Genomic DNA, 22,999 nt, shown 5'->3' on the forward strand with positions numbered 1-22,999 from the left:
ATGGCTTGGACAAAACATTACGTGAGTAAACTCGCATAAGCGGTTCCCGCTAGCCCGGACAGACGGTTTCCCGTCTGCCGGACTTGCGGTGTTACCGCACAAGAATATTCAACTTTTTAATAAAAAAGTAATTATACATGCCAACAAAATTGCCAATAACTGTGTTCTTTCTTGTGATAAAAAAGAGGCAACTATTGTTAAAATGCAGCAAAAATATCCCCGAATTTTTTGCAATATTGTTTTTCTTTTATCTAAATTCCAAAGTAAAAAACAAAACAAATATATATGTGCAACACCATTTCCTCTACTAAACATAAACCAACTATTTGATGAATACTTTATCACAACATCAACGATAGTATCTAAAGAAGTAATAATTGTATACACCTCAATCAGGTCAATAATTTCTATTTTAAACGCATTATCTTGAAAAAAATACAGTGTAGAAATCACATATAACAAATTACGTATTAACTTTACATCTTCTGGTACTCCCGCTCCCGCCAAGCTACCATATGGAATCCATATAACAAACATTAATAGAAGAAATATCCACCATTTATATGCTTGCCAAACATTAAGAATATTTTTAATTTTAAATTTATATCTACTTAGATATCCTAACCAATAAATAACAATAATAAAATCAGCTAAATTAATTTTTAGACCACCTATCAAAACTCCAATGTTACTATTTATATACGTAACTCCCACAACAATCAAAAATAAAAATGTCACTATTTTTTTGTAATTGTTGGCAAAATTACATTTATTTATTTTCATTATTTTATAGTTCTCTCTTCTTTTTATTTATAAACGAATATCACCTATACTCAAGCATTTATTTGCGTCCTATTAATCTTCTAGCTTTATCTCTTATAGGAATCACACGCCTACATAACCAATAAAATTTATCACCAATGCACAGTCTACGTTCATATCTCTCACCCCAATAAAAACGATTTCTTCTATATGCCTTCTCTACCGGTTGATCAAAAATATGATACAAAAAATCCTCCAACGCCTTCTGCTGTTTCTCAACATAATCTAAATTCTGAAAAGCTGGTGTTTTAAGCATTTTCAAATATAACTCGTCATTTTGATCTATTTGTTTTATCTCCGCAATTATTCTTTTTATTACATCCACTTCGCCTTTTTCTGTCAATCCAAAGTCATGACAGTTAATAAAACTATCAGGATTAAATTCTTTTGTTATGGCTGGATTTCCCCAATATATAGGAATTGTTCCTGCTGAAAATGCATGTACAATTTTTTCTGTTGTATAACCATACCCGGAAGAATTTTCAAAAGCAATCGCAAATTTATGTTTTCTTTGAAAATTGAGTTTATTTTCTACTGGACCTCCAATATTATTCTTATATCGTCCACCAGAATTTATCTCTTTATATTTTGCCAATTCATTAAAAAAATGTTCTCTACAATCTACCGCCAGACCATTAGAATATACAAAAGAGCAAAAATCCGTCTTACTTTTCAACTGTTCCTCCGCATTTTCATGTTTATGAAGTGCTCTCATCAAATCCAACTCATAATTATCGCCTTTATAATAGCTATAATTTCCAATCATATACACAGGATATCTAATATATCTGTCTTGAAAATTTATATAATGAAATCCAATACCATAATCACAAATATTAAAGTCAGGTGTTAAATTTTCATCTGTCACAAAAATTCTAATGCATTTATATTTATATACGTCCTTTGATTTCACAGAATAAAATAAATAATCTGGATCATCTGAATGCTTCACGATATATTTTCTTTTTAATATATCTATAATAAAATCATAATTCGATGCGTCATCAAATATTTTGATTTTTATTGTCTGCATATCTTTCATCGCTTTTCCTTTCTCCAAGGTATTTAAACCCTTTCATCACATTCATTTATATAGTCCATATGCTCTTGCGCCATATGTTCAATAGTATATGTTTTAATTGTTTCTAAACACTTTTCACTTGTTTTCTCAGCATTAAAATGAATTATTGTATTGCATGCATCAGCTAATAAATTTTCATCTTCACTCGGAACAATAAAACCATTTTCACCGTTTTTTATTAATTCCAGGCCTGCGACACACCTATCTGTTGTAACTACAGGAAGTCCATATGAAAGTGCCTCATTAACAACTAATCCCCAAATATCCTCTCTTGTTGGCAAAACAAATATATCTGCTGCTTTATAATATTCTTCCAAGCTTTCTTTTTTCATAAAATCCACAAAATGTACATTATTTAAATTAAGTTTTTCTTTTATTTTCACATATTCTTCTGTGGGTTTTCCTCCAATAATATATACTCCTATTGAACTATCAAATTTTGCACATGCTTTTAACAAAATATCGTAACCTTTTCGATAAATAAATTGTCCTACCGAGATAATAATTTTTTCTTCTGTCATTCCAAGTCTTTCTCGAATTATTTTTTTTGTTTTCAGATTTAAGGGGTGAGAAAGGATATCTTCTTTTCGTAAGGAAGTAAAAGAATATACTTTTATTTCATTTTCTTTTGCCCCATAATATGTTAAATATTTTGTCGTCATTTTCCCTGTACTTAGCCATCCAGATGCGGAGCCAATAAAATGTTTTTTCAATTTATATCTAAATGTTGTATCATTTTTTATCATTCCTCCATCTGAACTAAGAATATAAGGAATTTTTCTTAATCTCATATATTCAATAGCTAACATTCCCGTAGGGGAATAATAATCTCCAACAATAATATAATCAAACTTTTTCTTCAAAAAAAGCCAAATTATTTCCGGACAAAAAGCTTCCGCATCCCCAGCTCGTATTCCTTTCAAAAACACTCCTGTAAAGTTTTTAAATTTTCCAGCTTTATATCTGGAATCTCTGCCTTTGTCACTGGTACGTTCAAACCAAACTGTTAAATCACAAAATTTTCCCAATTCATTAAAAAATTCAACACGATATGGTGACGGCATATTGGTCATAAATAAAATTTTTTTAGTCATTTGCATAATTGCCCTTTATTATTTATTGTTTAGAAAAGTATCTGTTTAAAACAATTTCTCATTTTTTCCAAATAATTTTTTTCGGTAAACTTTTTTCTGCAATCATTTATATTGCAACCAATAATTTTAATAATATCTCTTAATTTTAAATTACATAACTGTATAAAACAGTGCTTTGCAACTGTATCATTAGCTGATATCACAATCCCATTCACACCATCCTCCACGATGTCTGGAATACCAGCGTGATCAGTTGTAATTATGAACATCCCGTTTCCCATTGCTTCAAGGATGCTAATAGGCTGGCCTTCGTTGGGGTACCTGGTTGGCAATGCAAAGATGTAACATTTTTTAAGAAGTTCTCTCTTCTGTTCGCCATCCACAATACCATGATATGTAACATACTCTTCCAGCCCATTGTCTTTTATATAGCTTTCAAAGTATCCTTTTTCACTATCTTCAAAGAACTTGCCTGCGAAATCGAAATGGAATCTCTTCTCTCCACCAGCATCCACACGCTCTTTCTCTGCTTTTGCCATTTCAAGAACAAACGGATAGCCTTTGCTTCTGATAAAATTACTCAACCACAGCACATGAAGAACTTTCTCATTTTCCAATGCTTTCAGCTTTTCTTCGATTTCTTGGTCTGTAAGCAAATACTGGTCATCAACACAGTTTTCTACCACAAAAATCTTTTCATCATCAATCATTCCCTCAAAAATCTTCTTTAATGATTTTGATAGAACAATCGCACCTGAGAGTTTTTTGATTGCCCTATAATTTGCTTTTCGCTGCCAGCCAGCCATATCGTTATCTACCAGCTGACGGTAATACCCACCATGCAGATGAATCAAACATTTCTTATGCTGAAGTTCTAGCAACTTGAAGATCACTAAATCTCTTAAGTTACCGCCTTTTGTTTGACTGATAGTAAAATAGAACAAATCCGCTTTACACTTACCAATCCTCAACAAATTCTTCAAGAAGTTTTGGTTGTTAGTAATATCTACTTTTTCAAATTCAAATTTTCCACCCGAATTCACAGCAGAGTTGAGTTCTGAATTATACAGTGTCTCAACCGCTTTGGATAATCCATGCATCGGAGGTGGAAACTGTGCAATAAAACATACTTTATTTTTTTTCATCTTTAATCATCAAACTGCGGTTACCCACAATCACTCTCCAGACATTTGGTATTTTTATGTTTATAAATCTAGCTAAATAGCTCAATGTAAAAATTATAAGTATTGGAACAGTTATGTATGCCACTAGACCAACTACTATGTCTTTTCCTAGAGCAAGAAACATCAATTTTTCGATTGCACTTACAAGGGAAAAATGAGTGCAATAAATAAACATCGAGGCTCCCCAAAACCACTTCTCAGTCGTTTCTTTTCTACTAAAAATTGAAAACAACGCAGCTGCTGTAAGGAACCGTGCAATATATAAAACGCTCCCCGTTGTTCCTTCATCCAGAACATACGATATTATTAACAGTATTGTAGCCACAAATAATATTATTTTCTCGTGTTCTATTACGAATTTGCTTCCGTATTTTCTCAGATACCCCCCCCGATAAAAAACGGCGTCCATGCAGTAATAGATTGATATCCATAACCCCCAAATGCGTTCCAAAGTATCAACATTGATATAACAACTAATGCCACTCCTTTATAGTTGAGCACCCAATTTAGAACTATTCCTAAAATACATAAACAAAACAGAACTCTTAAAAACCACAACGGTGCATAATTCGACATAACTATATCTTGAATCATATTTCTTGAATCAAGTCTAACTGGTTTCATGTTCATCCTTGTTGATATTGCTGGAATATGCGTAATAACTGCAAAATAAAGCCAATTCAAAAAACTCCAAATAAAATAAGGAATAACTATCGAGCTTACTCTCTTTTTTACTTTTGCAGCATAATCATTTAGGCTATTAAAGTCATTGAAGTACAGAAATCCAGAAATAAAGAAAAAAATTGGTACTGCAACTTCCGTCATGTGCGTTATGAAATCAATTAATTTGTAAACAAATAGGTTTGCAGTACTTGTTAGTGCAATTTCTTGTATGCCCAAACCGTTAAGTGGGTCAGAATGTCTCAACACAATCAAACAGCAAAAAATAAACTGAAGTTCTGCTATTCCTGTAATCCTCTTTTTTGTCTCCATTTTCCTCACAACCTCTTAATAACCCTCGCCGGGTTTCCTGCAATCACACAGTTATCCTCAAACTTACCAACAACCACAGCACCGGCACCAACCACGCATCCATCACCCAGCACTGTGCCTTTCAGTATTATTGAGTTACACCCGATAAAGCAGTTCTTGCCAATCTTAATCTCTCTACTCGGAACTAAATCGCTGTCACCGCCGTTTTCATCCCGCAGTAATTTGTTTCTTGTCTCAGATTCAATGGGGTGGAAGTCATTATCCAGTATCTTGCAATTCCCACCAATACAGGTATTCTCTCCAATATGGATTCCCTTGCGGGCATAGATCGTTGCTCCGCTTATTCCCACATTATCGCCAATTTCAATCTCTGCCCCCGGAGTGCGAGTAACAATAATTGTTCTGCTGTACAGACCAACCAGATTACTCAGAAAGCTACTTTTAATCGTGACATTCTCACCAATCTTCAGTCTGGCGCCACCTTTGTTAAAAATAATCGGTACACCTTTCAGCAGGAGGTTTTTTCCATATTCAACTTTTGTCATTTTCATAACCAGCTTAAACCAGTTACTGTTCATTTCTTCTTCCTCCTGTCACAGCTTCAATATCTCCTCCGCATATCTCTTTACACTGACCTCTCTGGTCAAATTCTTTTCCAGATTCTCACGGCTTCTGATTCCCATTTCTTTAACTTCTGCACTGTCCGCATTCTCGATGAACCAGCGGATGTTCTCTTCAACCTTGTCGTATTCGCCCGGTTCGCAGCACAATCCACCATGGGTATCTTCAATCAAACAGCGCACTTCCGAACCGGATTCCAATACGCCGATTACAGGCTTTCCTGCAGCTGCCAGTCCATAATATTTTGATGGACAGCTCACACCTTTGATGCCTTTAGCATTCACACACCAGTGAACATCCCCGGCATTTAGGCTATAAATCAGGTCAGCTTTATCCTGATACGGAATAAAAGTCACATTATCCATGTGGTGTTCTTTCACATACTGCACCAGTCTGTCCAACACCGAACCTGCACCAACAAATGCAAAGACAACATCTCTTCCATCTGCTGTTTTCGTACCCGGTTTAAATCGCTCCACTACTTTAATCAGATTTTCCAGATCATAGTACAAACCAATATTTCCGGAATACATGATCACAAATTTTCCCTCCAGATCATATTTCTGTCTAAACGCAGCCACTCTCTCATGATCTTCTGGTAATGGATAAATTTCTTTCTCATCGATCCAGTTGTTGATCATAACGGTCTTGGGAACTTTCTTACCCTTGAAACGCTTTTCCACTGTCTCCACCAGATCACGGCCGACTGTAATGACCAGATCACTCCGTTTGCAGCTGAATTTGTCAAACCACATCATTGCATCTGTGATAAGTTTGTTTTTGCTGTAACCGACTGCCAGTACCTGTTCTGGATTAAAGTCCTGAATGTTGTAAATAAATTTCGCGTGTTTTATCCATTTACCCCAGACTCCCAGAAGACCACCGAGGATTGGTGGCTGTGAGATTGAAAAAACATAATCCTGTTTTCCAACTTTGAATGTCGCATTCATTGCCCCAAAGAAATATGAAACAATATTCTTCACACGACTCTTCTTATTGGTCTTGCTGAACTCCGGCACACGGATCCTCAGTACTTTTACCCCGTTTATTTCTTCTCTGTAATACTTCTGAGTCTTATATTTATCATCTATCGTTCCAAGATAACTTGGCACTACACAGATGACTGTGATGTTAAATTTATCCTTCATTCCCTCTGCCAGTTCACGCAGGATCTGTCCTGTGGACGCAGTATCAGGAACATAGTAATGCGCATATATCAGTAAATTCTTTTTCATAAAAATCCTCTTATCCCTGTTTTTATGGAAGTCTTTCCTCCCTCACCACAACATCTCACTCTCCCACACATCTACTCCTGAATCCTGGAATACATCATTCAGTCTTTCTCTCAACTGCCCTTTCGTGATTCCTTTTTTCAGGATTACCTGCAGGAAGCCGCCGCCTCCGGCGCCGCAGATCATTTTGCCGTCGATGAGATCTTCGATCACTGTGAAGATCTGGTCTATACAGGTGTTGGTGCTTCCGCTGTCCAGTTTTTTGGAAAGTTCCCAGTGCTGGTTCAGGAGTTCGGCGAAGCCGTCTACGTTTCCACGTTCCAGCTCAAAACGCATCAGAACTGCCACTTTCTGTATTTCAGACAGCGCAGATAATGCATCCGGCTCGCTGCCGATATACCGTCCAACCACATCTCTCAGAAGATTTCGTGCAAGGCGCCTCTGACCTGTATAGATAAGCGCAAAACGTTCTTGCAGTTCACTGCATGTTTCCTGGCTCAGTTCCAGATGCTGTACTTTTGGATACTGGTGCATGCCCGGTGCGGAAGTGATGTATTTGACACCATTGCTCAGGCCACCTACCTGATCCTGCCATCCACCGCCTGTGGACATCAGCTGTTCCATGCAGAGAACGTGATCATATAGATCTTCCTGTGTGTAAGTAATTCCTGTAAATTCAAATAATGCTTTCACGCAGGCACCTGCAAGTATGCTGCTTGTTCCAAGGCCACTGCCTTTTGGAACATTTACCACTTCTGTACTCATGAAGATTCCACCGCCAATACGATCCAGGATCTCATTCAGGCTGCTGCCCTCTGTAGGAATGATTCCGCACACCAGAAGTGCTGCTTTCTGCAGGGCAAATGGATCGTAAGGATCACCGCAATTCTGCAGTTCTTCTATCTCTGTAAATTCTCCATGGGTATCCATGTCCCTGCTGTCGAAGACGATCTTGTTCTCTTTGAGTCTGCGAAGGGTGACTTTTACAGGCAGATCGCCGTTCAGGCTGATCGCAGCATTCAGTACGGTTCCGCCATTTTCGTTGCAGTATGGCGGAGTGTCACTCCAGCCACCGCCCCAGTTCACACGAAGCGGAAGGCAGACAGTGTGTTCATCTGTCTGAATTTTGCATTCTTCGTGTACTTTTATAGCATCAAGAGTTCCCTGCAGGATCTTTTCTCCTATTACAGCGAAGCAATTATCTATGTATTTTTCACCTTCTACTCCGCCAAGAGCCTGTCCGACATAATAGTACAGACGGATCATACTTCCGAATCCGCCACGCTGCAGATGTCGTTCCAGCCATTCTTTCTGGATCTTTGTGAGGGCTGGTTTCTGCAGGAGATTTCTGACTTCTTCTACGGTTCCGCCTCTGTGGATCACCTGTTCCAGGCTGTCCATTTTTACAAGTTCATGCATACGTGCCTGCCAGTCGATCAGGGCTCCCGGTGATGCCGCGCCAAATCCGGAACAAAGGCTTGTTCTGGATGCTTTTCGCCAGCTTTCTGTATCTCCGTTTCCACTTACCATCTTGTATATATTAAGGGCAGCTTCCACCGCCTCCGAAATGGTTTCGCAGACAGGATAGAGTCTTGCATTCCACAGTGTCCGGGCATCGTTTTTGTCCCAGAGTTCAGCCTCTGAGATGTTGTTTTTTTCTATAAATTCTTTCAGAGTTCCTGTCAGGAACTGGCATCCGCCATCTGTAAGTTCAGTCTTCGGATTATCATAAATTCCATAAATCCTAACAACAAATTTCTGATCACGTTGTTTCAGTCCGTGAAGTACTACTTCATCCGGAATCGTTTCTCCGTGTATATCTATATAGGAAAGAATTACATTATTTCCGATCTTTGAACCAGAATGTACATAGCTTACTTCCAGATAACAGTTATCCCCGCACTCTGCATTTCTGGATAAAACACTGTCCAGCGCAGCTGGTTTTCTGTTCAGAACGTTTTGTCCTACAGTACTGTTGACCTGATTGTTCCAGCCCAGATGACTGTATTTACGGAATTCTTCGGTCATCAGTTTCAGGACTTCTCTGGTGGTTCCAAAATGCAGGAATTTCGCCGGGGACAGGCGCAGTAATTTCATTCGATACGGGCGCAGTATCTCCCATACAACTTCCCTTGCAGCTGTCAGTTCCGGACAGAATTCACCTTCCGGTTTTTCCTTATAAAAAGCCTCCAGTGTGGAATCCACAGCCAGTGGATAGAGAAAATCTCCATACAGGGAAAGCCGTACTTTTTCGTTTACGTATGTATCATATTTTACCCTGTCAAAATTTCCATTCACGCTTATCATGCTGTACAGACTGTGGAGCATTTCCGTGGAAAAAATCACCATGCCTGTATCAATATCTACTGCATTCTGCTCATTGACAGCACCCTGGCTGCGCAGTGTTTCCGTGGTCTGTTTATGGAGAAATTTTGCTACATTTCCATCTTCTCCCATAAGAAATACGCCGTGATTTTTGCCTGTTTCTACGTTTTCTTTAAAGGAAACGGCAGCTGCTCCTTTTCCTGGAAAATCAATCTGCAGCGAGTTAAAAAGCAGGAGAACATCTCCCGAAAGAAGTACCATTCCTTCTCTTATGCGTCCTGCAACTCCGCTCATTTCTGCCATAAATTCATCAAATAATGTGGCAGTTCTTCCGTCCGGAAGTTTATGTGGTACAGGTGAAAAAAGTTTCCCCAGCGCGGAGTACTGAGGTACTCGTTTGCTGTCTCCGCCACTGTGGATAACGAGGATTTTTTTGCCGCTGAAATCTCCGCTTCTCTGTTCTTCAGCTACCGCGCGGAGTACATTTAAGGTGGCGCCACCGCTGCCTACACGCTTCCCATCAGGATCGGGCAGAACCAGAAATTTCGTCTGTACAGGAAGAAATCCCTCCTCCTGACGAAGTTCGATCTGTCCACGAAATCCTTCTGCCTGTTCCTCATTGGAAGCTGTCAGAACCACATAATCCCATCTTGCAAACCTTTCTTTTTTCAGCGAACGGTTATAATCTGCCCATGCATCCTGATAAGACTGAGACAAAAAAAGAGACGCCATTGACTCAGCCTGGTTGTCTCTGACAGGTATCTGATTTTTCATATTCATACGTTCCTCCATTGTTAAATCTTGCGGTTGTAGTCTTATGGGGAATCTCCCATTTTCTTTTCTGTTATCTCGTGACTTTATTTCTATTTATCTATATAACTTCGAGCACTCTCAGAGCTTATAACTCCTGTCTTCCCGGGGGCCTCATGGGTCTCCGGCGGGCGGTGCTCTGCCCGAAAGCGGTTTCATATAGAAACTGCTCTCCTGATAATTTCTTATCTTTCATTTATAAAAACCGTGAATTTATCACAGTGTTTATCATTTTAATTTCAGAATTTCTGAAACCCATTTATCAGAACTCCGATCAATGCTTCTGCGAAAATCCATCGAGACATTTCTGTCCCAGATTGTGTGCCATATTCAGGTATCGGTTACCCTGATGACCGTTCTCACAGATGAATTCTGCTCCTTTTCGCTGGATCTTTCCTCCGCAGATACTGCATACGGAACTGATCTCCTGCTGTTGGATCTCTGTTGTGACAATTCCCTGCTGCCAGCCTTTGTATTTCAGTTTTTCACGGATGGATTTATGAAGTGAAAGTGGTGAATCCATACCTGCTGTTGCCATGATGATCTTCGTATATTCCGGATCATACTCCGGCAAAACCAGCACTTTTACTTCGTTCTTTACGCAGTAATCAATGACCTGTCTGCTGAACTGATGTGCATAATGATCATGGATATTTTTGAGTTTCTGCCAGTAGCGTCTGTTTGCCTGCGGATTGTTTCCTGCACCTTCTGACATCCTGGATTTCTCAATTTTTTCCCTGATCTGTCTGCATGCATGTGTATATTCTCTGCCGCCTCTGACGAAAAAACTGCCTGTCCGTTCTCCATTTCCATTCAGTACACAGCAGACCACACAGGTATCCTGTCCTGTAAAAATAACTGAGCAGATTTTTTCGCCTGCTGCCATACGGACTTTCAGGTTTCTTCCATCTTCTACCGGTGTTTTCCATGGAATATGAAGCTCTGCCGTTTTTCCGTTAAGCACGAGTGCTAGTGACATCATCTGTCCTGTTTGTGGTACAGTATTTCCACGAAGCCGCACAGAACACCATTTCCAGTTTTCACCGTCCCACAGTTTCAGTTCAATTTTGGTTCCGGTAAATTCCCGGTACATACCTTTATAAAAGGTTACTGACTCTGTAAATTTCTCTGTCGGTTTCTGCTGATCTTCTCTTGCCAGATAGCTTCTTGCTGCCGCTGCAGCGGTATTGATCGCTGCACGTCTGAAGTACAGAGGAAGTTTTTTCCAGGGAAGTGGGTCTGAAACCGGCTGTTTATCCCGGCCCGGAACTGTCATTTTTTCCAGAATGCGAAGCGTTTCCAGTGTACCCGGCTGATTTTCGCTTAAATTCTTCAGATACAGGTTGTAATAAAACAAAAGAATTTCATTATAAAGTTCCTGCGTTTTACGGAACCACTCTATATGATCAGAAAGCACGTTGAACTTCCTGACTGTGATCGAATAACAGGAACTCCCAGCCATTTTCAACACCTCTGAACTCGTATATTTATCTTGTATAGGATATTTTATATCTTACTTTCCACTTTCTTTTCTGATTATAGGATATACATTATCTTATGTCAACGTCAATAAAGGCTTAAATATCCTGTTTTTCTGCCACACACTACGTACATTCTTTGTAAAAAATAACCATTATATTGATATTTTTTGCACAAAAAACTTTGTATATAAACACAAACATACATGATTCATATTTATTTTTTCTTTTTCGCTGTGCTATTTCGGCAAGCCCTCAAGAACTCCGATTATCCACTATAAAGCAAAAAAAAAGCAATACTCAGGATTTCTCTGAGTATTGCTTTTTTTATAAAACCAAGGGTTCACACACTATTATTTTATTACTGAATATAATTTTTCCACAGACTGCTGAATAGATTTTTCCGGATCCATCAGATATCTTCCATCTGTGATTTCCAGTGAAAGACTGTGTTTATATCCATATTCATCAAACTGTTTAAGGTATCCTTCCATATCAAGAATTCCGTCTCCCCATGCCAGATGACCTCTGGGAGTACCGTCAATGAAATGAACATGTATCAGCTTATCTCCAAATACTTTAAGATAATCTGACGGAGATTTGTTTTCCAGAACCATCGGACAGGTATCCAGCATTGCACCTATATGGTCATGATTTAATTCGTCCATCATCTTTTTTAATGATTCAAGATTGTTAATCAGATTACTTTCGTCTTCTCTCCATGCTTCCAGTGCAAGTGTAATTCCATAATGTTCAGCCAGATCTCCCAGCTGCATCAGTCCTTCTTTTCCATATTTCCATGCTTCTTCATAATCACTTCCATCAAAGTATCCTGTTCCGGCAGTCACAAGAACTTTATCTGTACCCAATTCGGAAGCAACTCTTACAGCATCTTCAAAAAACTTAAGACTTCTTCGTCTTTCAGACTCATAAGGTGCTGCCAGGTTAATAGGATAAATACATTGTTCCGGTGTATAACAGATCAGTTTAAGTCCTCTTCGTTCAATTTCATGGCGAACAGCAACTATATCGCGGTAGGTCATATCTTCCGGATGAAAATGTGGTGCCGCTCCCCATAATTCAACCGCCTGAACCTGATTTTTCACAGCGTCATCCAGAAATTTAGTCAGTGGAAAGAATTTATACTGAATATTCATAATTGCCACCTGACTGCGTTTTAAATTAACCATCTGTCATTACCTCCTCATATTTAATCATTATCCTGCAATGTGAACTTGAGCTCAAAATAGTCTGCATTAAAGACATCTTTGGAGAAAAAAACCGGTTTTTTATTCTGATCATAAAACATATTTTTCATGAACAAGAGTCCTCTGCCTCTTTCTACATTCAACAGTTCAGCCTCTTCTTTTGTTGCATTGCAAATAGCAAAACTTTTTTGTGCTGTTTTGAGCTTTACCCCATGTTCCTGAAGCAAAGAATGTATGGACCCTGTCAGATCCTCCATAAGAAGATACAGATACTCTCTGGAAAAGCGCATTTCTTCAATTGTCAGTGGAATTCCATCCACATATCTCAGCCTTTTTATAAAAAGCACCATATTATCATTCAGTTCCAGTCTCTGCAGATCAGCAGCTTCTGCCTTCTTCAGCTCTGCTCCCAGAAGTTCTGTTTTCACCACACGGCCTTCTGCTTCATAAGTTTTGCTGAAACTGAATATATTTCCCGGATTCCAGGGAATTCTTCGTGGTGCAACAAAAGTCCCCATTCTTCGCTTTCGGATCAGAATCTCTTCCCCCACCAGTATCTCCATCGCTTTTCTTACAGTAATCCTACTCACTCCATAGATCTTTTCCAGCTCTGTTTCTGTAGGTATCTGTTCATTCTCTTTATATTCGCCTGTCTGGATTTTCTTTTTAATATCTTCTGCAATCTGCTGATACATTGGTTCTGATGCTGTTTTTCCCATCTTATCCTCCATTGACTTATGCTGTATGTATCATTAATATATATAACAATATATAACATATTAACATATACATCCTTAAATCGATATATTTTTATCTGTAAATTTTATAATAAGATGACAGCCTGTTCCTGCAGACGTCTACATTTTTGTCTGCTTTAGTATTATTATCTGAACCACATGATACATTCTATTTCTATATTTCCCCCAACAATTAACTGCAGGCTCTGATTTTTAGGATTCTGTCGTTGTTGGCTACTCACCCATTACTTCTATATAGTATGTTCTCATCTGTGGTCCATCAAATTCTGCAAAATAAATATCCTGTGCAAAACGGATAAGTGCCTTTCCTTCAATTACAGGGAACATTACTTCATATCCCGTAAGCATCTGTTTCAGATGACCAGGCGCATTTCCACCAGTTGCTCCATAACTTGGCAGATAATGGCTGTGTGCGTAATCAGCAACTACCGGAGCCATCTTATCAAGAGTTGCTTCAATATCAGTATGTAAACATGTCAGATCTTCATTAACCATTACACCTGCTGTAGTATGAGCACTCATTACAAGTACAAATCCATTCTGAATACCACTTTCTTCTACTGCTTTGATCACTTCATCTCTGATAGAAATCAGCTGAAACTCTGTTTCGCTGAGCACTTTTTTTGTTGTAAGTTTTACCATGTTATTTTACCTCCAGACCAAGGAATTTTTCTGCGTTTCCGCCAAGTATTTTTTCAAGTGTTTCAGGACGGATATCAAGAGATTCCAGTCCTCGTTTGATGCGTGCTGTACGGAATCTGGGATTATTGGAGCCAAACATGATCTTGTCACCAAAATCATTATCCAGCCACAGACGACCAAACTGATTCATAAACACATCTTTCATAAACTGTTCTGGAGAATCCATATACAACATGGAAGTATCTGCATAAACATTCGGATATTTAAGAATCATGGCAGCTGTTTCATAAATAAACGGCCAGCCCATATGTCCGATACATATACGGAGTTCCGGATATTTTATTGCTACCGGTTCAAAATTAAGTGGTTTTCCATATTTCATCAGGCAATCATCACAGAATGACATACCCGCTGAAAAAATAATAGGTTTGTTATATTCAACACATTTTTCATAAATTTTGTCCATCATAGGGTCATCCGGGAAAAACGCCTGTTTTGAAGGATTCAGATACAGACCCATCAATCCCTGTTCTTTAAATGCTTTTTCCAGAACTTCAAGTGCATCTTCACGATACGGATCCACACTTGCAAATCCAAAGAAGAGATCCGGTGCTTCTTGTACCATTGTGCATACCTGCTCATTGGACACTACCCATCCTCCTGCACTGGTAGTAAGATCCATTGGAAGAAGTACCAGTTTATCTACATGCGCAAATTTCATCTGTGTTCTTGTAAGTTCTACCGGAAATGGGGACATCAGATCCCAGTGCGCCTGTTTTTTTCTGAATTCCAGTTCCTCTTTGTCACCGCTAATTTTTTCATAAAATCCTGGATGAACATGTACATCAATTACCATACTCATGTCTTTCTCTCCTTTGTAAGTTAAAAATTTTAATTGTTTACCCTTTTACTGAACCGGCTGTAAGACCTTCAACAATATATTTCTGCATGAAAATAAACAGAATGATAACAGGTGCAGCAACTATTGTTCCAAAAGCCATTGCCTGACTCCATGCAGTTCCATATCTTCCAATAGCATTATAAATTCCCACTGTTACCGGCCATTTTGTAGAATCATTAATATATGTCAGTGAATATACCAGGTCACTGTATGCAAACAGGAAAGAAAAAACAAATGATACAGCAACTCCACCAGAACACATTGGAAGTACTACTTTTATAAACGACTGAAGTGAATTGCAGCCATCAATGCGGGCAGCTTCGTCGATTTCCTTCGGTATACTTATAAAATAGGTTCTGAGCATTAATATACAAAATGGTATTCCCAATGTTGCATCTGCAAATATCGGAGCCAGATATGTATTATAAATAGACAATTTCTGAAAGATAATAAAGTTAGGAACCAATGTTGAAATCTGCGGCAGCATCTGTGATACCATAAACAGCAACAATATGATTCTTTTTCCCTTTAATTTAAATCTGGCCATTCCATAAGCTGCCGGAATCGACAGGACCACCGAAATAACCATAGCAAAGAAAGAAATGATCATACTGTTTTTCAGACCCTGAAGAATATTAAATATTGTAGACGTAAACTGTATGACATATGCAGATATTGTTGGTTTTAATGGAAAAAGCTGAGGCGGTGTAGCAAATACCATCTTTTCTTCTTTAAAAGAAGTGATGATCATCCAGTATAATGGAAACATCATTGCTACGAATAAAACAACTGCAATAACCGTCATGAGGGTGTTTTTTATTTTCTTTTTCTTTTTAGCACTATTCATAATCACATCTCCTCATCATCTTTCATCATACGAATGTAAAATACACCTACTATTAATAAAATGAACATCAGAATATTTGAAATTGTACCGCCTACTGAAAAATCAAATTTAGTAAATGAATTTTTATAAGAATATAATGTCAGCAATTCCGTTCCATTGACAGGTCCGCCGCCAGTCATAACATAAATCAATTCAAAAGCTCTGAAAGTATATACAATTCCAAGAACGAGAGAAGCCTGAATTGATGCTTTTACACTTGGTACGGTTATACAAACAAACTGCTGCCATGCAGTTGCCCCATCTATTCTCGCACTTTCATAAAAGTCCAGAGGGATATTTGCCAGGCCCGTAGAAAGAAGTATCATAAAAAATGGGATACCACACCATATATTAGCTACAATTACGGAAAACATCGCTGTCCACGGATGTTGGAGCCATTCAATCCCATGATCCATAATTCCAAGTCCAACCAGAATTTCATTGATAAATCCACCATTGGTAGCAAAAAAGAATTTCCAGAGGATTGCGTTTACCGTAACAGGTATGATATAAGGGATAAGCATCAGAGATTTCATAACCCTAAATGCTGTACCGCTTCTTTTAAACACCATAGCAAGTGCAAAACCACCTATAAACTGAAAGAAAATACAGACTACTGTAAACACACAGTTCAAAAACAGTGCATTCCAGAATTCTCCCTGTTTAAAAACATCAATGTAATTTTTCAGTCCGACAAATTCTTTGTGCGGTGAAAGCAATGTGGTAACCGTTACATCCTGAAGGCTAAGAATCAGATTATATATAATAGGATAAAATATAAACACCAGCATAAACAGCAGTGCCGGTAATACATATATATATCCCTCTCCTTTTCTGAGAAATCGTTTCATAATCATCTCCCTTTCTATAATATCAGCAGTATTTAAAATACTGCTGATATTATTATCATGTAACCGTTAGCTTGTTATTCTTTTGCTGCATCGATCAGTGCCTGACCATCTGCAAGCGCCTGATCTACTGGCTGCTGTCCTGAAAGTGCTTCCTGAATTGCCTGCTGGTATCCTTCGGATACGCTTGGCCAGTATGTTACAACATCTCTTGCACGAGAATTTGGAACCATATCAATAAAAGGTTTCATTTCTTCTGTCTGGAAACGTTCATCTGCCACTGCGTCATCACATGCTGTGAAATGGTCGATGGCCTTATCCCATTCACTGATTCTGTCATAATCTTCCATCCACTCAAGGAATTCAAGAGCATTCTCAGTATTCTTTCCTTTGATTACACAAAGGTTCTCACCACCATACACTGTAGCTTTTTCGCCGCCTTCTGTTGCTGATGGAATTTCTACAACACCATAGTTCAGATCATGATCTTTATAAGGTGTAATATTCCAACATCCCATTACATGCATTGCAATATTTCCGCTTTCAAACTGAGATGCAAGTTCTGACTGTGTCCATGTAATACAATCCTTCGGCATATAGCCTTCAGCAACCATGTCTGACCAGAGAGAAAGTGCTGTTTTTCCAGCATCACTATTAAGGTTCATGGTTTCTCCACCTGCTGTCCAGAAGAAAGGCAGAAACTGATATGTAGATTCTTCACTCTGTATTCCTGATACTGCAAATCCTTTATATTTGTCTGTCGTAGTTTTTTCTGCCAGCTCTTTCAGATCATCAAATGTCCAGTCATTTGTCGGATACTCTACACCCAGTTCATCAAAAATATCTTTGTTATAAATAATCTCAAGGTTATTAGATTCTAAAGGCATACCATATACCTTATCTTCATATTTACATGTATTCAGAATTTCCGGGAAATAATTCTGATAAGATTTCCAGTTTTCTACTTCATCAGTAATGTCTTCAAGGATTCCCATTGCTGCATAAGATACAGTGTCACAGTTATCAATCATAGCCAGATCTGGTAATGATGATGCCGCTGCCCCTACTGTCAGCTGTTTCTTGAAATCTGCAAAAGGAAGAACTGTTACCTTAACTTCTGTTTTGTCTGACTGTGCATTAAATTCATCTACATATTCCTGAAATCTCTGCTGAGATCCCTCGGTTGAAAAATAATGCCATAAGGTAATTTCTGTTTTTGCGTCTGCCTGTGCTGTATTAACTCCGGCAAACACCCCTGTTAACACCATCCCGCTCATTAAAAGTGCCATCATTTGTTTTTTTCTCATTTTGTACTTCTCCTTTCGTTATATTGATTCGGTCATTTGTTATACGTTTATAATACATATTCTATTTCATTATGTCAATACCATTGTTTATTTTCCACATTTATCACAATTTATTCTACATTTATTTATGCATTATGTCTTATTTTTGTATTATTTAAGCTATTCCATATTTCATTTTAAGTTATTCTTTATATTTTAATTGACATATTTTTTAATTTATGTTAGCATTCCAAATATAACAAATAAAGAGAGTCTATGTAAATAATTTTATGTAAAGGAGCGATCATTAATGAAAGTTGCAGCTATTGGTTTTTCTTGTATAGATGTTTATCAGAATCTCGACAAACGATATGCTACCGGAAACGGAATTGACTGCATTGTTAATCTGGCAAAACGTGGAATCCAGACCTCTGCAATAACAACTGTAGGTACCGACTTATACGGAAAAGAAATGCTGGATTTATGTAAGGAATATGAGATTGATTCTTCTCATATACAGGTAAATGAAGGTGATACTTCTGTTTTTTACATGACATTAAAAAACGGGACTGACAGATTTCATATCAAAAATGTTCCAGGCGTAATGGAAAATTATACTCCAACCAGAGAAGATATTGAATTCACCAAAACACATGATTATGTTCATACTGATATGTTTGGTCATGTACTTCATCTTCTCCCCGAATTTCGCGAAGCAGGATGTAAAATAATTCTGGATTTTTCTCTCAATAAAGATTTTGATGTCCTTGAGCCCGTCCTCAGGAATACCAATTATGGGTTCTTTTCTTTTGAAAAATATGATGACAATATCCAGGATTTTCTCAAAAAAGCTTATTCCTATGGGCCTGACATTGTAACTGCCACATTTGGAGAAGAAGGCAGTATGAGTTATGACGGCAGCACTTTCTATAAACAGGGGATTTATCCTGCTGCTGAAATCGTCAACACTGTAGGTGCCGGAGACTCCTTTATATCCGGTTTTGTGTATGGTTTGATCCAGGGAATGGACATTCCGGGATGTCTTGACTGTGGTGCGCGCACTTCATCTGAAATCGTGCAGAAATTTAACCCATATTGATCAATATTATGTAGTGTAACTGTTATAAAAAACGGGAAATGATAATCTGCAAAGCAGGTTTATCATTTCCCGTTTATTGAATTCATGCTCACGCTGTGCTATAGTAAGGTCAGTTAACCGACTATATATTGCTGCACCGAACAGCAGCAATGATCATCAAAGGGGAGGAAAATACATGAAGAACAAATTTCTTACACTGATGCTTGCTTTTACCGTAACGATGAGCGGCATTCCGTTCGCAGGCACAGTTCAGGCAGATGCATCTGAATTCACAGCCACAGAAAACACTATCAATGACACTACATCCGCTGTTATTGCCGATGCAGAATCTGATAATGAAACTTCTGATAATACAGTAGTTTCCGACGATTCCACTGACACAGACGAGTCAGCTACTGATGACAGCACCATCTCGGAGGCTTCTCCTGATCTCGCTGATGCAGACCCTGAAGAAGCAGTTCCCGAAACACCGGACACAGATTCCGATGAAACAACCATCGAAACTGAAGAAGAAGCATTCTCAGATGATGCCGGAATTGCAATTGAGTCCGAAGATGAAGAACTTCCTGAAGCGGAAGAAGAAACAGAAGACACTGACATTGCCGCAGGCGAAAACACTGTCAGTCTCGGCGCGAACGGTCAGAAAATCAGAGATACATATGGGATTAAAACTATCTATCAGGTACAGGGCAAAGGAAATGTCCGTTCCGAAGTAAACGGTTATATCAATAATCGTGATGATCTTTCCACACCGACAATGATCTATTTCCCGGCAGGTTCCTACACAATGTCCGGTCAGCTGAGAGTCGGTGAAAACCTCTATATCGTTGCAGAAAATAACAGCACTTTTACAGGCACCACTGTAAATATGTCCGGTTCTGACAGTCTTGTATATGGTGGTGTATGGAATGGCAACTTCCATATAGCTGGAACTTCCAACCGCGTAGAGAACTGTACAATCCAGAATGTAACCGGAAATAATGGTCACGGTGTCGGTGTTTACAATACTCAGACAGCTACTGTCACCAACTGTAAGATCCTTAATAATGCAGTATGTGGTATTTCCGTATATGGCGGTGCACATGTAAATGTTTACGGCTGCAATATCTCCGGAAACGGTCACAATGGCATCGGAGTCCGCAAAAATGCTTCTGTCACAACAGGACGCAATTGCGTGTTTGACAGCAATAAATACGACGGTATTGCTGTTGCAGACAAATCCCGGGCTGTCATCAATGACACTGTCATCAGCAGAAGCGGTTACATGGGCGTAACAGTATGCGACAGTTCCCAGGCTACCATCTCAGGCTCTACTATTACCGGCAGCAAATCCATCAACCTTGTTGTTGTTACCAACGACAAATCCTCCGGTCCTTCTACTGTAACAATGAATGGCAAAAACACCATTTCCAGTTCAAAGGAATCTCAGGGCATCAGTGTTACAGGAAAAGGAAATACTCTTGTGATCACAGGCAGCACCACTGTTTCAGGCAACGCAAAGAACGGTATCTGTGTCAATCCGGGCGGTATTCTGAAACTGACAGGTACTGCAGCAATTACAGGCAACAAAGCACACGGTATCACTCTTGAAACAGCAACTGCGATCATCAAAAATGCTACTGTCAAAAATAACAAGCTCAGTGGTATCATGGTAAGCAAAAAATCAAAGGTTAGTGAACTCAGCAATAACACTGTCACAGGAAACAAACAGTTCGGAATCGCTCTTTTAAATTCCACTGTAAAAAAAGTAAAAAAGAACAAGCTGAGTAATCCGTCAGCATCATCTGAGATCATGGTCAGCAAATGCAAAACCAATGCCAAAAACCTTTCCCGCATCTCTGCGAAAAAGGTTCGTTCGTCTTCCAGAAAAGTAACCGGCAAAGCACAAAGAAAGACCTCCATTATCATTACCGGCGGAAAGAAAACATACAAAGGCAAGGTATCTGCAAACGGAAAATACTCTGTACGTATTGCGAAACAGAAAAAAGGAACCAGACTCAGGATTGCAGCACGAGATAAAAACAAAAACGAAGCTTTTACAACCATAAAAGTTAAGTAGGCAGTGTTTTGACTGACACCGTTTTCCTTCAGTCTTTATTTCTGCTTTCTGCAGAATCTACAATACAGAGAAACTAAAACAAAAGAAGAGCACCAGTCTGTCAGGCCTGACTTTCCATACTACAGCCTGATAAACCGGTGCTCAATTATTTATTCAGTTCAACAATTCTTGTACATACTTTCCCGATCAGTTCCGGGTTGTGGCTGACTACCAGCATCCCAATACCTCGCCGTTCTGTCTCCTCTATGAGAAAGTGCCAGATCTGGCTCTGGGTAATGAGATCCAGCATGGTTGTAATCTCATCCGCAAGAAGAAAACGTGTTCTCTGTCCCAAAGCCCTTGCAATGCAGAATCGCTGAAGTTCTCCTCCCGAAAGTTCAGTCGGAAATCTGTTCATCCAATCGGGTTCTATTCCCAGCTTTTCAATCAGTTCCGGATCTGTCCTGTCTCCCTCTTCGATTACATTTTTCATGCGAAGTCTCGGATTTACTGCCTGCTCCGGGTGCTGCCAGATCATCTGTACCGGGCAGTATGTGCCATACTCTTTAAGCGTTTTGCCGTCAAGAAGTACCTCTCCGCTTTGCGGCGTTTCGTATCCGGACAGAATCTTACACAGAGTTGTTTTTCCAAAGCCGCTGGGAGCTATGATTCCCACACGTTCACTGCTGTCTGCACTCAGGCTGAACTGACTCAATATCTGTCTGCCTTTTTCCTCATAACAAAAGGACATATCTCTGACCTCAAGTTTCATAGTATGCACCTCACATATCCACTTCCGGAAACTTTCCATGGAATTTCACCCTGACATTCCCGCGATGCCATGTCACATCGCGGTGCAAACGGACATCCCTGCAGATTATCTTTTACATAGGGCTGTACACCACCAATATAATGAAAACCATGCTTCGGCATTGCACGCCAGAGCGCTCTGGTATATGGATGGCGCAGAGTTTCTTCCCTCTCAAAATCATCCACCGACGCATCTTCTATCGTATGTCCGGCGTAAAATACCTGTACCCTGTCCACCGTTTCCAATGCAAGTTCCAGATCATGTGTAATGACAAGAACAGCAGCTCCCATATCTGCAAGCTGCCGGAAATGTTCCATTGCACGTTTTGCAAGTTTCGGATCCAGTCCCGGTGTCGGCTCATCTGCAATAACCAGCTTAGGCTTTTCGACCAACGCCGTAGAGATCATAATTCTTCTGGTCATTCCTCCGGAAAGCTCAAACGGATACTGCTCCTGAACCTTTTTGTCCAGCGAATATTCCTCAAAAATCTTATCCAGACGATGCTTCTTTTCTTTATCTTTCTTTCCTTTGCAGATCTGTCTCCCTACCTTCATCAAAGGATCCAGATAAGAAGTACTCTGTGGAACCAGAACAATCTCTTTTCCCCGCAGCTTTCGAATGTTTTTTTCAGTCAGAGGCTTTCCGCAGTATCGTATTTCTCCACCCATTTCCGCATTATATGGCAAAATCCCCAGGATTCCATGCGCCAGCAGACTTTTGCCGGAGCCGGAAGAGCCGACTACTGCCACCATTTCTCCTGCGTGGATTGTAACACTTAAGTCTTTGATCACAGGCAGTTCTGTCTGTTGCATTCCTTTCTGATACTGGGTAAAGGATATTTTCAAATTGTTGATCTCCAGAATTTTTTCCTTATCCATTTTA

21 protein-coding genes are annotated in these 22,999 nt (G+C 39.2%); 2 read left to right on the forward strand and 19 right to left on the reverse strand.

Translation table 11 applies throughout. The annotated features are described in order from the left end of the window. Positions 1-108 precede the first annotated feature (108 nt). The 17 genes from ACTNB8_RS05260 to ACTNB8_RS05340 all read right to left on the reverse strand — a co-directional run bounded on the left by ACTNB8_RS05260 (position 109) and on the right by ACTNB8_RS05340 (position 18,190). The gene (locus tag ACTNB8_RS05260; RefSeq protein ID WP_441052891.1) at positions 109-783 is read right to left on the reverse strand and encodes a hypothetical protein; all 675 of its coding nucleotides are present in this window, start codon (positions 781-783) and stop codon (positions 109-111) included. 58 nt (positions 784-841) lie between these two features. Further along, on the reverse strand, positions 842-1,864 hold the full coding sequence (locus ACTNB8_RS05265; RefSeq protein ID WP_441052893.1) for a glycosyltransferase family 10 domain-containing protein: 1,023 nt from the start codon (positions 1,862-1,864) through the stop codon (positions 842-844). Between the two features lie 23 nt (positions 1,865-1,887). Then, positions 1,888-2,997 (reverse strand): glycosyltransferase family 4 protein, encoded by a 1,110-nt coding sequence (locus tag ACTNB8_RS05270; RefSeq protein ID WP_441052894.1) that lies wholly within the window; start codon positions 2,995-2,997, stop codon positions 1,888-1,890. 29 nt (positions 2,998-3,026) lie between these two features. Then, positions 3,027-4,142 carry a glycosyltransferase family 4 protein gene (locus tag ACTNB8_RS05275; RefSeq protein ID WP_441052896.1) on the reverse strand — a complete coding sequence of 372 codons (1,116 nt, stop codon included), beginning with the start codon at positions 4,140-4,142 and terminating at the stop codon, positions 3,027-3,029. Next, complete coding sequence (locus tag ACTNB8_RS05280; protein WP_441052898.1) at positions 4,129-4,506, reverse strand: hypothetical protein; 378 nt, start codon at positions 4,504-4,506, stop codon at positions 4,129-4,131. The genes ACTNB8_RS05275 and ACTNB8_RS05280 overlap by 14 nt, the downstream gene beginning before the upstream one ends. Positions 4,507-4,556: 50 nt before the next feature. Continuing rightward, positions 4,557-5,174 (reverse strand): acyltransferase family protein, encoded by a 618-nt coding sequence (locus ACTNB8_RS05285; protein WP_441052900.1) that lies wholly within the window; start codon positions 5,172-5,174, stop codon positions 4,557-4,559. A gap of 5 nt (positions 5,175-5,179) precedes the next feature. Continuing rightward, on the reverse strand, positions 5,180-5,752 hold the full coding sequence (locus ACTNB8_RS05290) for an acyltransferase (RefSeq protein ID WP_441052902.1): 573 nt from the start codon (positions 5,750-5,752) through the stop codon (positions 5,180-5,182). Positions 5,753-5,767: 15 nt separating this feature from the next. After that, complete coding sequence (locus tag ACTNB8_RS05295) at positions 5,768-7,030, reverse strand: glycosyltransferase family 4 protein (protein WP_441052904.1); 1,263 nt, start codon at positions 7,028-7,030, stop codon at positions 5,768-5,770. Between the two features lie 42 nt (positions 7,031-7,072). Beyond that, positions 7,073-10,132: a fucose pyrophosphorylase domain-containing protein gene (locus ACTNB8_RS05300; RefSeq protein WP_441052906.1), complete on the reverse strand. Its 3,060-nt coding sequence runs from the start codon at positions 10,130-10,132 to the stop codon at positions 7,073-7,075. Between the two features lie 304 nt (positions 10,133-10,436). Continuing rightward, positions 10,437-11,624 (reverse strand): zinc ribbon domain-containing protein, encoded by a 1,188-nt coding sequence (locus ACTNB8_RS05305; protein ID WP_441052908.1) that lies wholly within the window; start codon positions 11,622-11,624, stop codon positions 10,437-10,439. Positions 11,625-11,993: 369 nt separating this feature from the next. Continuing rightward, on the reverse strand, positions 11,994-12,830 hold the full coding sequence (locus tag ACTNB8_RS05310) for a sugar phosphate isomerase/epimerase family protein (protein WP_441052910.1): 837 nt from the start codon (positions 12,828-12,830) through the stop codon (positions 11,994-11,996). Between the two features lie 20 nt (positions 12,831-12,850). Beyond that, positions 12,851-13,567, reverse strand: coding sequence for a GntR family transcriptional regulator (locus tag ACTNB8_RS05315; protein ID WP_441052912.1), 717 nt, complete (start codon positions 13,565-13,567; stop codon positions 12,851-12,853). A gap of 252 nt (positions 13,568-13,819) precedes the next feature. Further along, complete coding sequence (locus tag ACTNB8_RS05320) at positions 13,820-14,248, reverse strand: secondary thiamine-phosphate synthase enzyme YjbQ (protein WP_117640186.1); 429 nt, start codon at positions 14,246-14,248, stop codon at positions 13,820-13,822. 1 nt (position 14,249) lies between these two features. Then, on the reverse strand, positions 14,250-15,110 hold the full coding sequence (locus ACTNB8_RS05325; RefSeq protein WP_441052913.1) for an amidohydrolase family protein: 861 nt from the start codon (positions 15,108-15,110) through the stop codon (positions 14,250-14,252). Between the two features lie 37 nt (positions 15,111-15,147). Then, positions 15,148-15,996, reverse strand: coding sequence for a carbohydrate ABC transporter permease (locus ACTNB8_RS05330; protein WP_441052915.1), 849 nt, complete (start codon positions 15,994-15,996; stop codon positions 15,148-15,150). 2 nt (positions 15,997-15,998) lie between these two features. Further along, positions 15,999-16,886, reverse strand: coding sequence for a carbohydrate ABC transporter permease (locus ACTNB8_RS05335; protein WP_441052917.1), 888 nt, complete (start codon positions 16,884-16,886; stop codon positions 15,999-16,001). 74 nt (positions 16,887-16,960) lie between these two features. After that, entirely contained in the window at positions 16,961-18,190 is a 1,230-nt protein-coding gene (locus ACTNB8_RS05340) for an ABC transporter substrate-binding protein (RefSeq protein ID WP_441052919.1), read from the reverse strand. Positions 18,191-18,479: 289 nt separating this feature from the next. On the opposite strand from ACTNB8_RS05340, the gene frlD reads away from it, so the two are divergent. Both frlD and ACTNB8_RS05350 read left to right on the forward strand, forming a co-directional pair. Further along, complete coding sequence (frlD, locus tag ACTNB8_RS05345) at positions 18,480-19,268, forward strand: fructoselysine 6-kinase (RefSeq protein WP_441052921.1); 789 nt, start codon at positions 18,480-18,482, stop codon at positions 19,266-19,268. A gap of 175 nt (positions 19,269-19,443) precedes the next feature. After that, positions 19,444-21,327 (forward strand): right-handed parallel beta-helix repeat-containing protein, encoded by a 1,884-nt coding sequence (locus ACTNB8_RS05350; RefSeq protein ID WP_441052923.1) that lies wholly within the window; start codon positions 19,444-19,446, stop codon positions 21,325-21,327. A 145-nt stretch (positions 21,328-21,472) separates the two neighbouring features. On the opposite strand, the gene ACTNB8_RS05355 is transcribed toward ACTNB8_RS05350, so the two are convergent. Next, positions 21,473-22,078: an ABC transporter ATP-binding protein gene (locus ACTNB8_RS05355; protein ID WP_441052925.1), complete on the reverse strand. Its 606-nt coding sequence runs from the start codon at positions 22,076-22,078 to the stop codon at positions 21,473-21,475. Further along, on the reverse strand, positions 22,075-22,995 hold the full coding sequence (locus tag ACTNB8_RS05360) for an oligopeptide/dipeptide ABC transporter ATP-binding protein (protein WP_441052927.1): 921 nt from the start codon (positions 22,993-22,995) through the stop codon (positions 22,075-22,077). Before ACTNB8_RS05360 ends, ACTNB8_RS05355 begins: the two co-directional genes overlap by 4 nt. Positions 22,996-22,999: the final 4 nt, after the last annotated feature.

It is taken from the genome of Blautia sp. HCP28S3_G10 (genome assembly GCF_052065235.1).
In the GTDB taxonomy this organism is placed as follows: domain Bacteria; phylum Bacillota; class Clostridia; order Lachnospirales; family Lachnospiraceae; genus Blautia_A.

Bases quoted from the DNA above. Each gene is read 5' to 3' on its own strand.
- ACTNB8_RS05265 (WP_441052893.1), bottom strand. From the start codon at position 1,864: ATGAAAGATATGCAGACAATAAAAATCAAAATATTTGATGACGCATCG.
- ACTNB8_RS05310 (WP_441052910.1), bottom strand. From the start codon at position 12,830: ATGGTTAATTTAAAACGCAGTCAGGTGGCAATTATGAATATTCAGTAT.
- ACTNB8_RS05290 (WP_441052902.1), bottom strand. From the start codon at position 5,752: ATGAACAGTAACTGGTTTAAGCTGGTTATGAAAATGACAAAAGTTGAA.
- ACTNB8_RS05260 (WP_441052891.1), bottom strand. From the start codon at position 783: ATGAAAATAAATAAATGTAATTTTGCCAACAATTACAAAAAAATAGTG.
- ACTNB8_RS05330 (WP_441052915.1), bottom strand. From the start codon at position 15,996: ATGAATAGTGCTAAAAAGAAAAAGAAAATAAAAAACACCCTCATGACG.
- ACTNB8_RS05295 (WP_441052904.1), bottom strand. From the start codon at position 7,030: ATGAAAAAGAATTTACTGATATATGCGCATTACTATGTTCCTGATACT.
- ACTNB8_RS05360 (WP_441052927.1), bottom strand. From the start codon at position 22,995: ATGGATAAGGAAAAAATTCTGGAGATCAACAATTTGAAAATATCCTTT.
- ACTNB8_RS05285 (WP_441052900.1), bottom strand. From the start codon at position 5,174: ATGGAGACAAAAAAGAGGATTACAGGAATAGCAGAACTTCAGTTTATT.
- frlD (WP_441052921.1), top strand. From the start codon at position 18,480: ATGAAAGTTGCAGCTATTGGTTTTTCTTGTATAGATGTTTATCAGAAT.
- ACTNB8_RS05315 (WP_441052912.1), bottom strand. From the start codon at position 13,567: ATGGGAAAAACAGCATCAGAACCAATGTATCAGCAGATTGCAGAAGAT.
- ACTNB8_RS05300 (WP_441052906.1), bottom strand. From the start codon at position 10,132: ATGAATATGAAAAATCAGATACCTGTCAGAGACAACCAGGCTGAGTCA.
- ACTNB8_RS05350 (WP_441052923.1), top strand. From the start codon at position 19,444: ATGAAGAACAAATTTCTTACACTGATGCTTGCTTTTACCGTAACGATG.
- ACTNB8_RS05340 (WP_441052919.1), bottom strand. From the start codon at position 18,190: ATGAGAAAAAAACAAATGATGGCACTTTTAATGAGCGGGATGGTGTTA.
- ACTNB8_RS05355 (WP_441052925.1), bottom strand. From the start codon at position 22,078: ATGAAACTTGAGGTCAGAGATATGTCCTTTTGTTATGAGGAAAAAGGC.
- ACTNB8_RS05305 (WP_441052908.1), bottom strand. From the start codon at position 11,624: ATGGCTGGGAGTTCCTGTTATTCGATCACAGTCAGGAAGTTCAACGTG.
- ACTNB8_RS05320 (WP_117640186.1), bottom strand. From the start codon at position 14,248: ATGGTAAAACTTACAACAAAAAAAGTGCTCAGCGAAACAGAGTTTCAG.
- ACTNB8_RS05325 (WP_441052913.1), bottom strand. From the start codon at position 15,110: ATGAGTATGGTAATTGATGTACATGTTCATCCAGGATTTTATGAAAAA.
- ACTNB8_RS05270 (WP_441052894.1), bottom strand. From the start codon at position 2,997: ATGACTAAAAAAATTTTATTTATGACCAATATGCCGTCACCATATCGT.
- ACTNB8_RS05275 (WP_441052896.1), bottom strand. From the start codon at position 4,142: ATGAAAAAAAATAAAGTATGTTTTATTGCACAGTTTCCACCTCCGATG.
- ACTNB8_RS05335 (WP_441052917.1), bottom strand. From the start codon at position 16,886: ATGAAACGATTTCTCAGAAAAGGAGAGGGATATATATATGTATTACCG.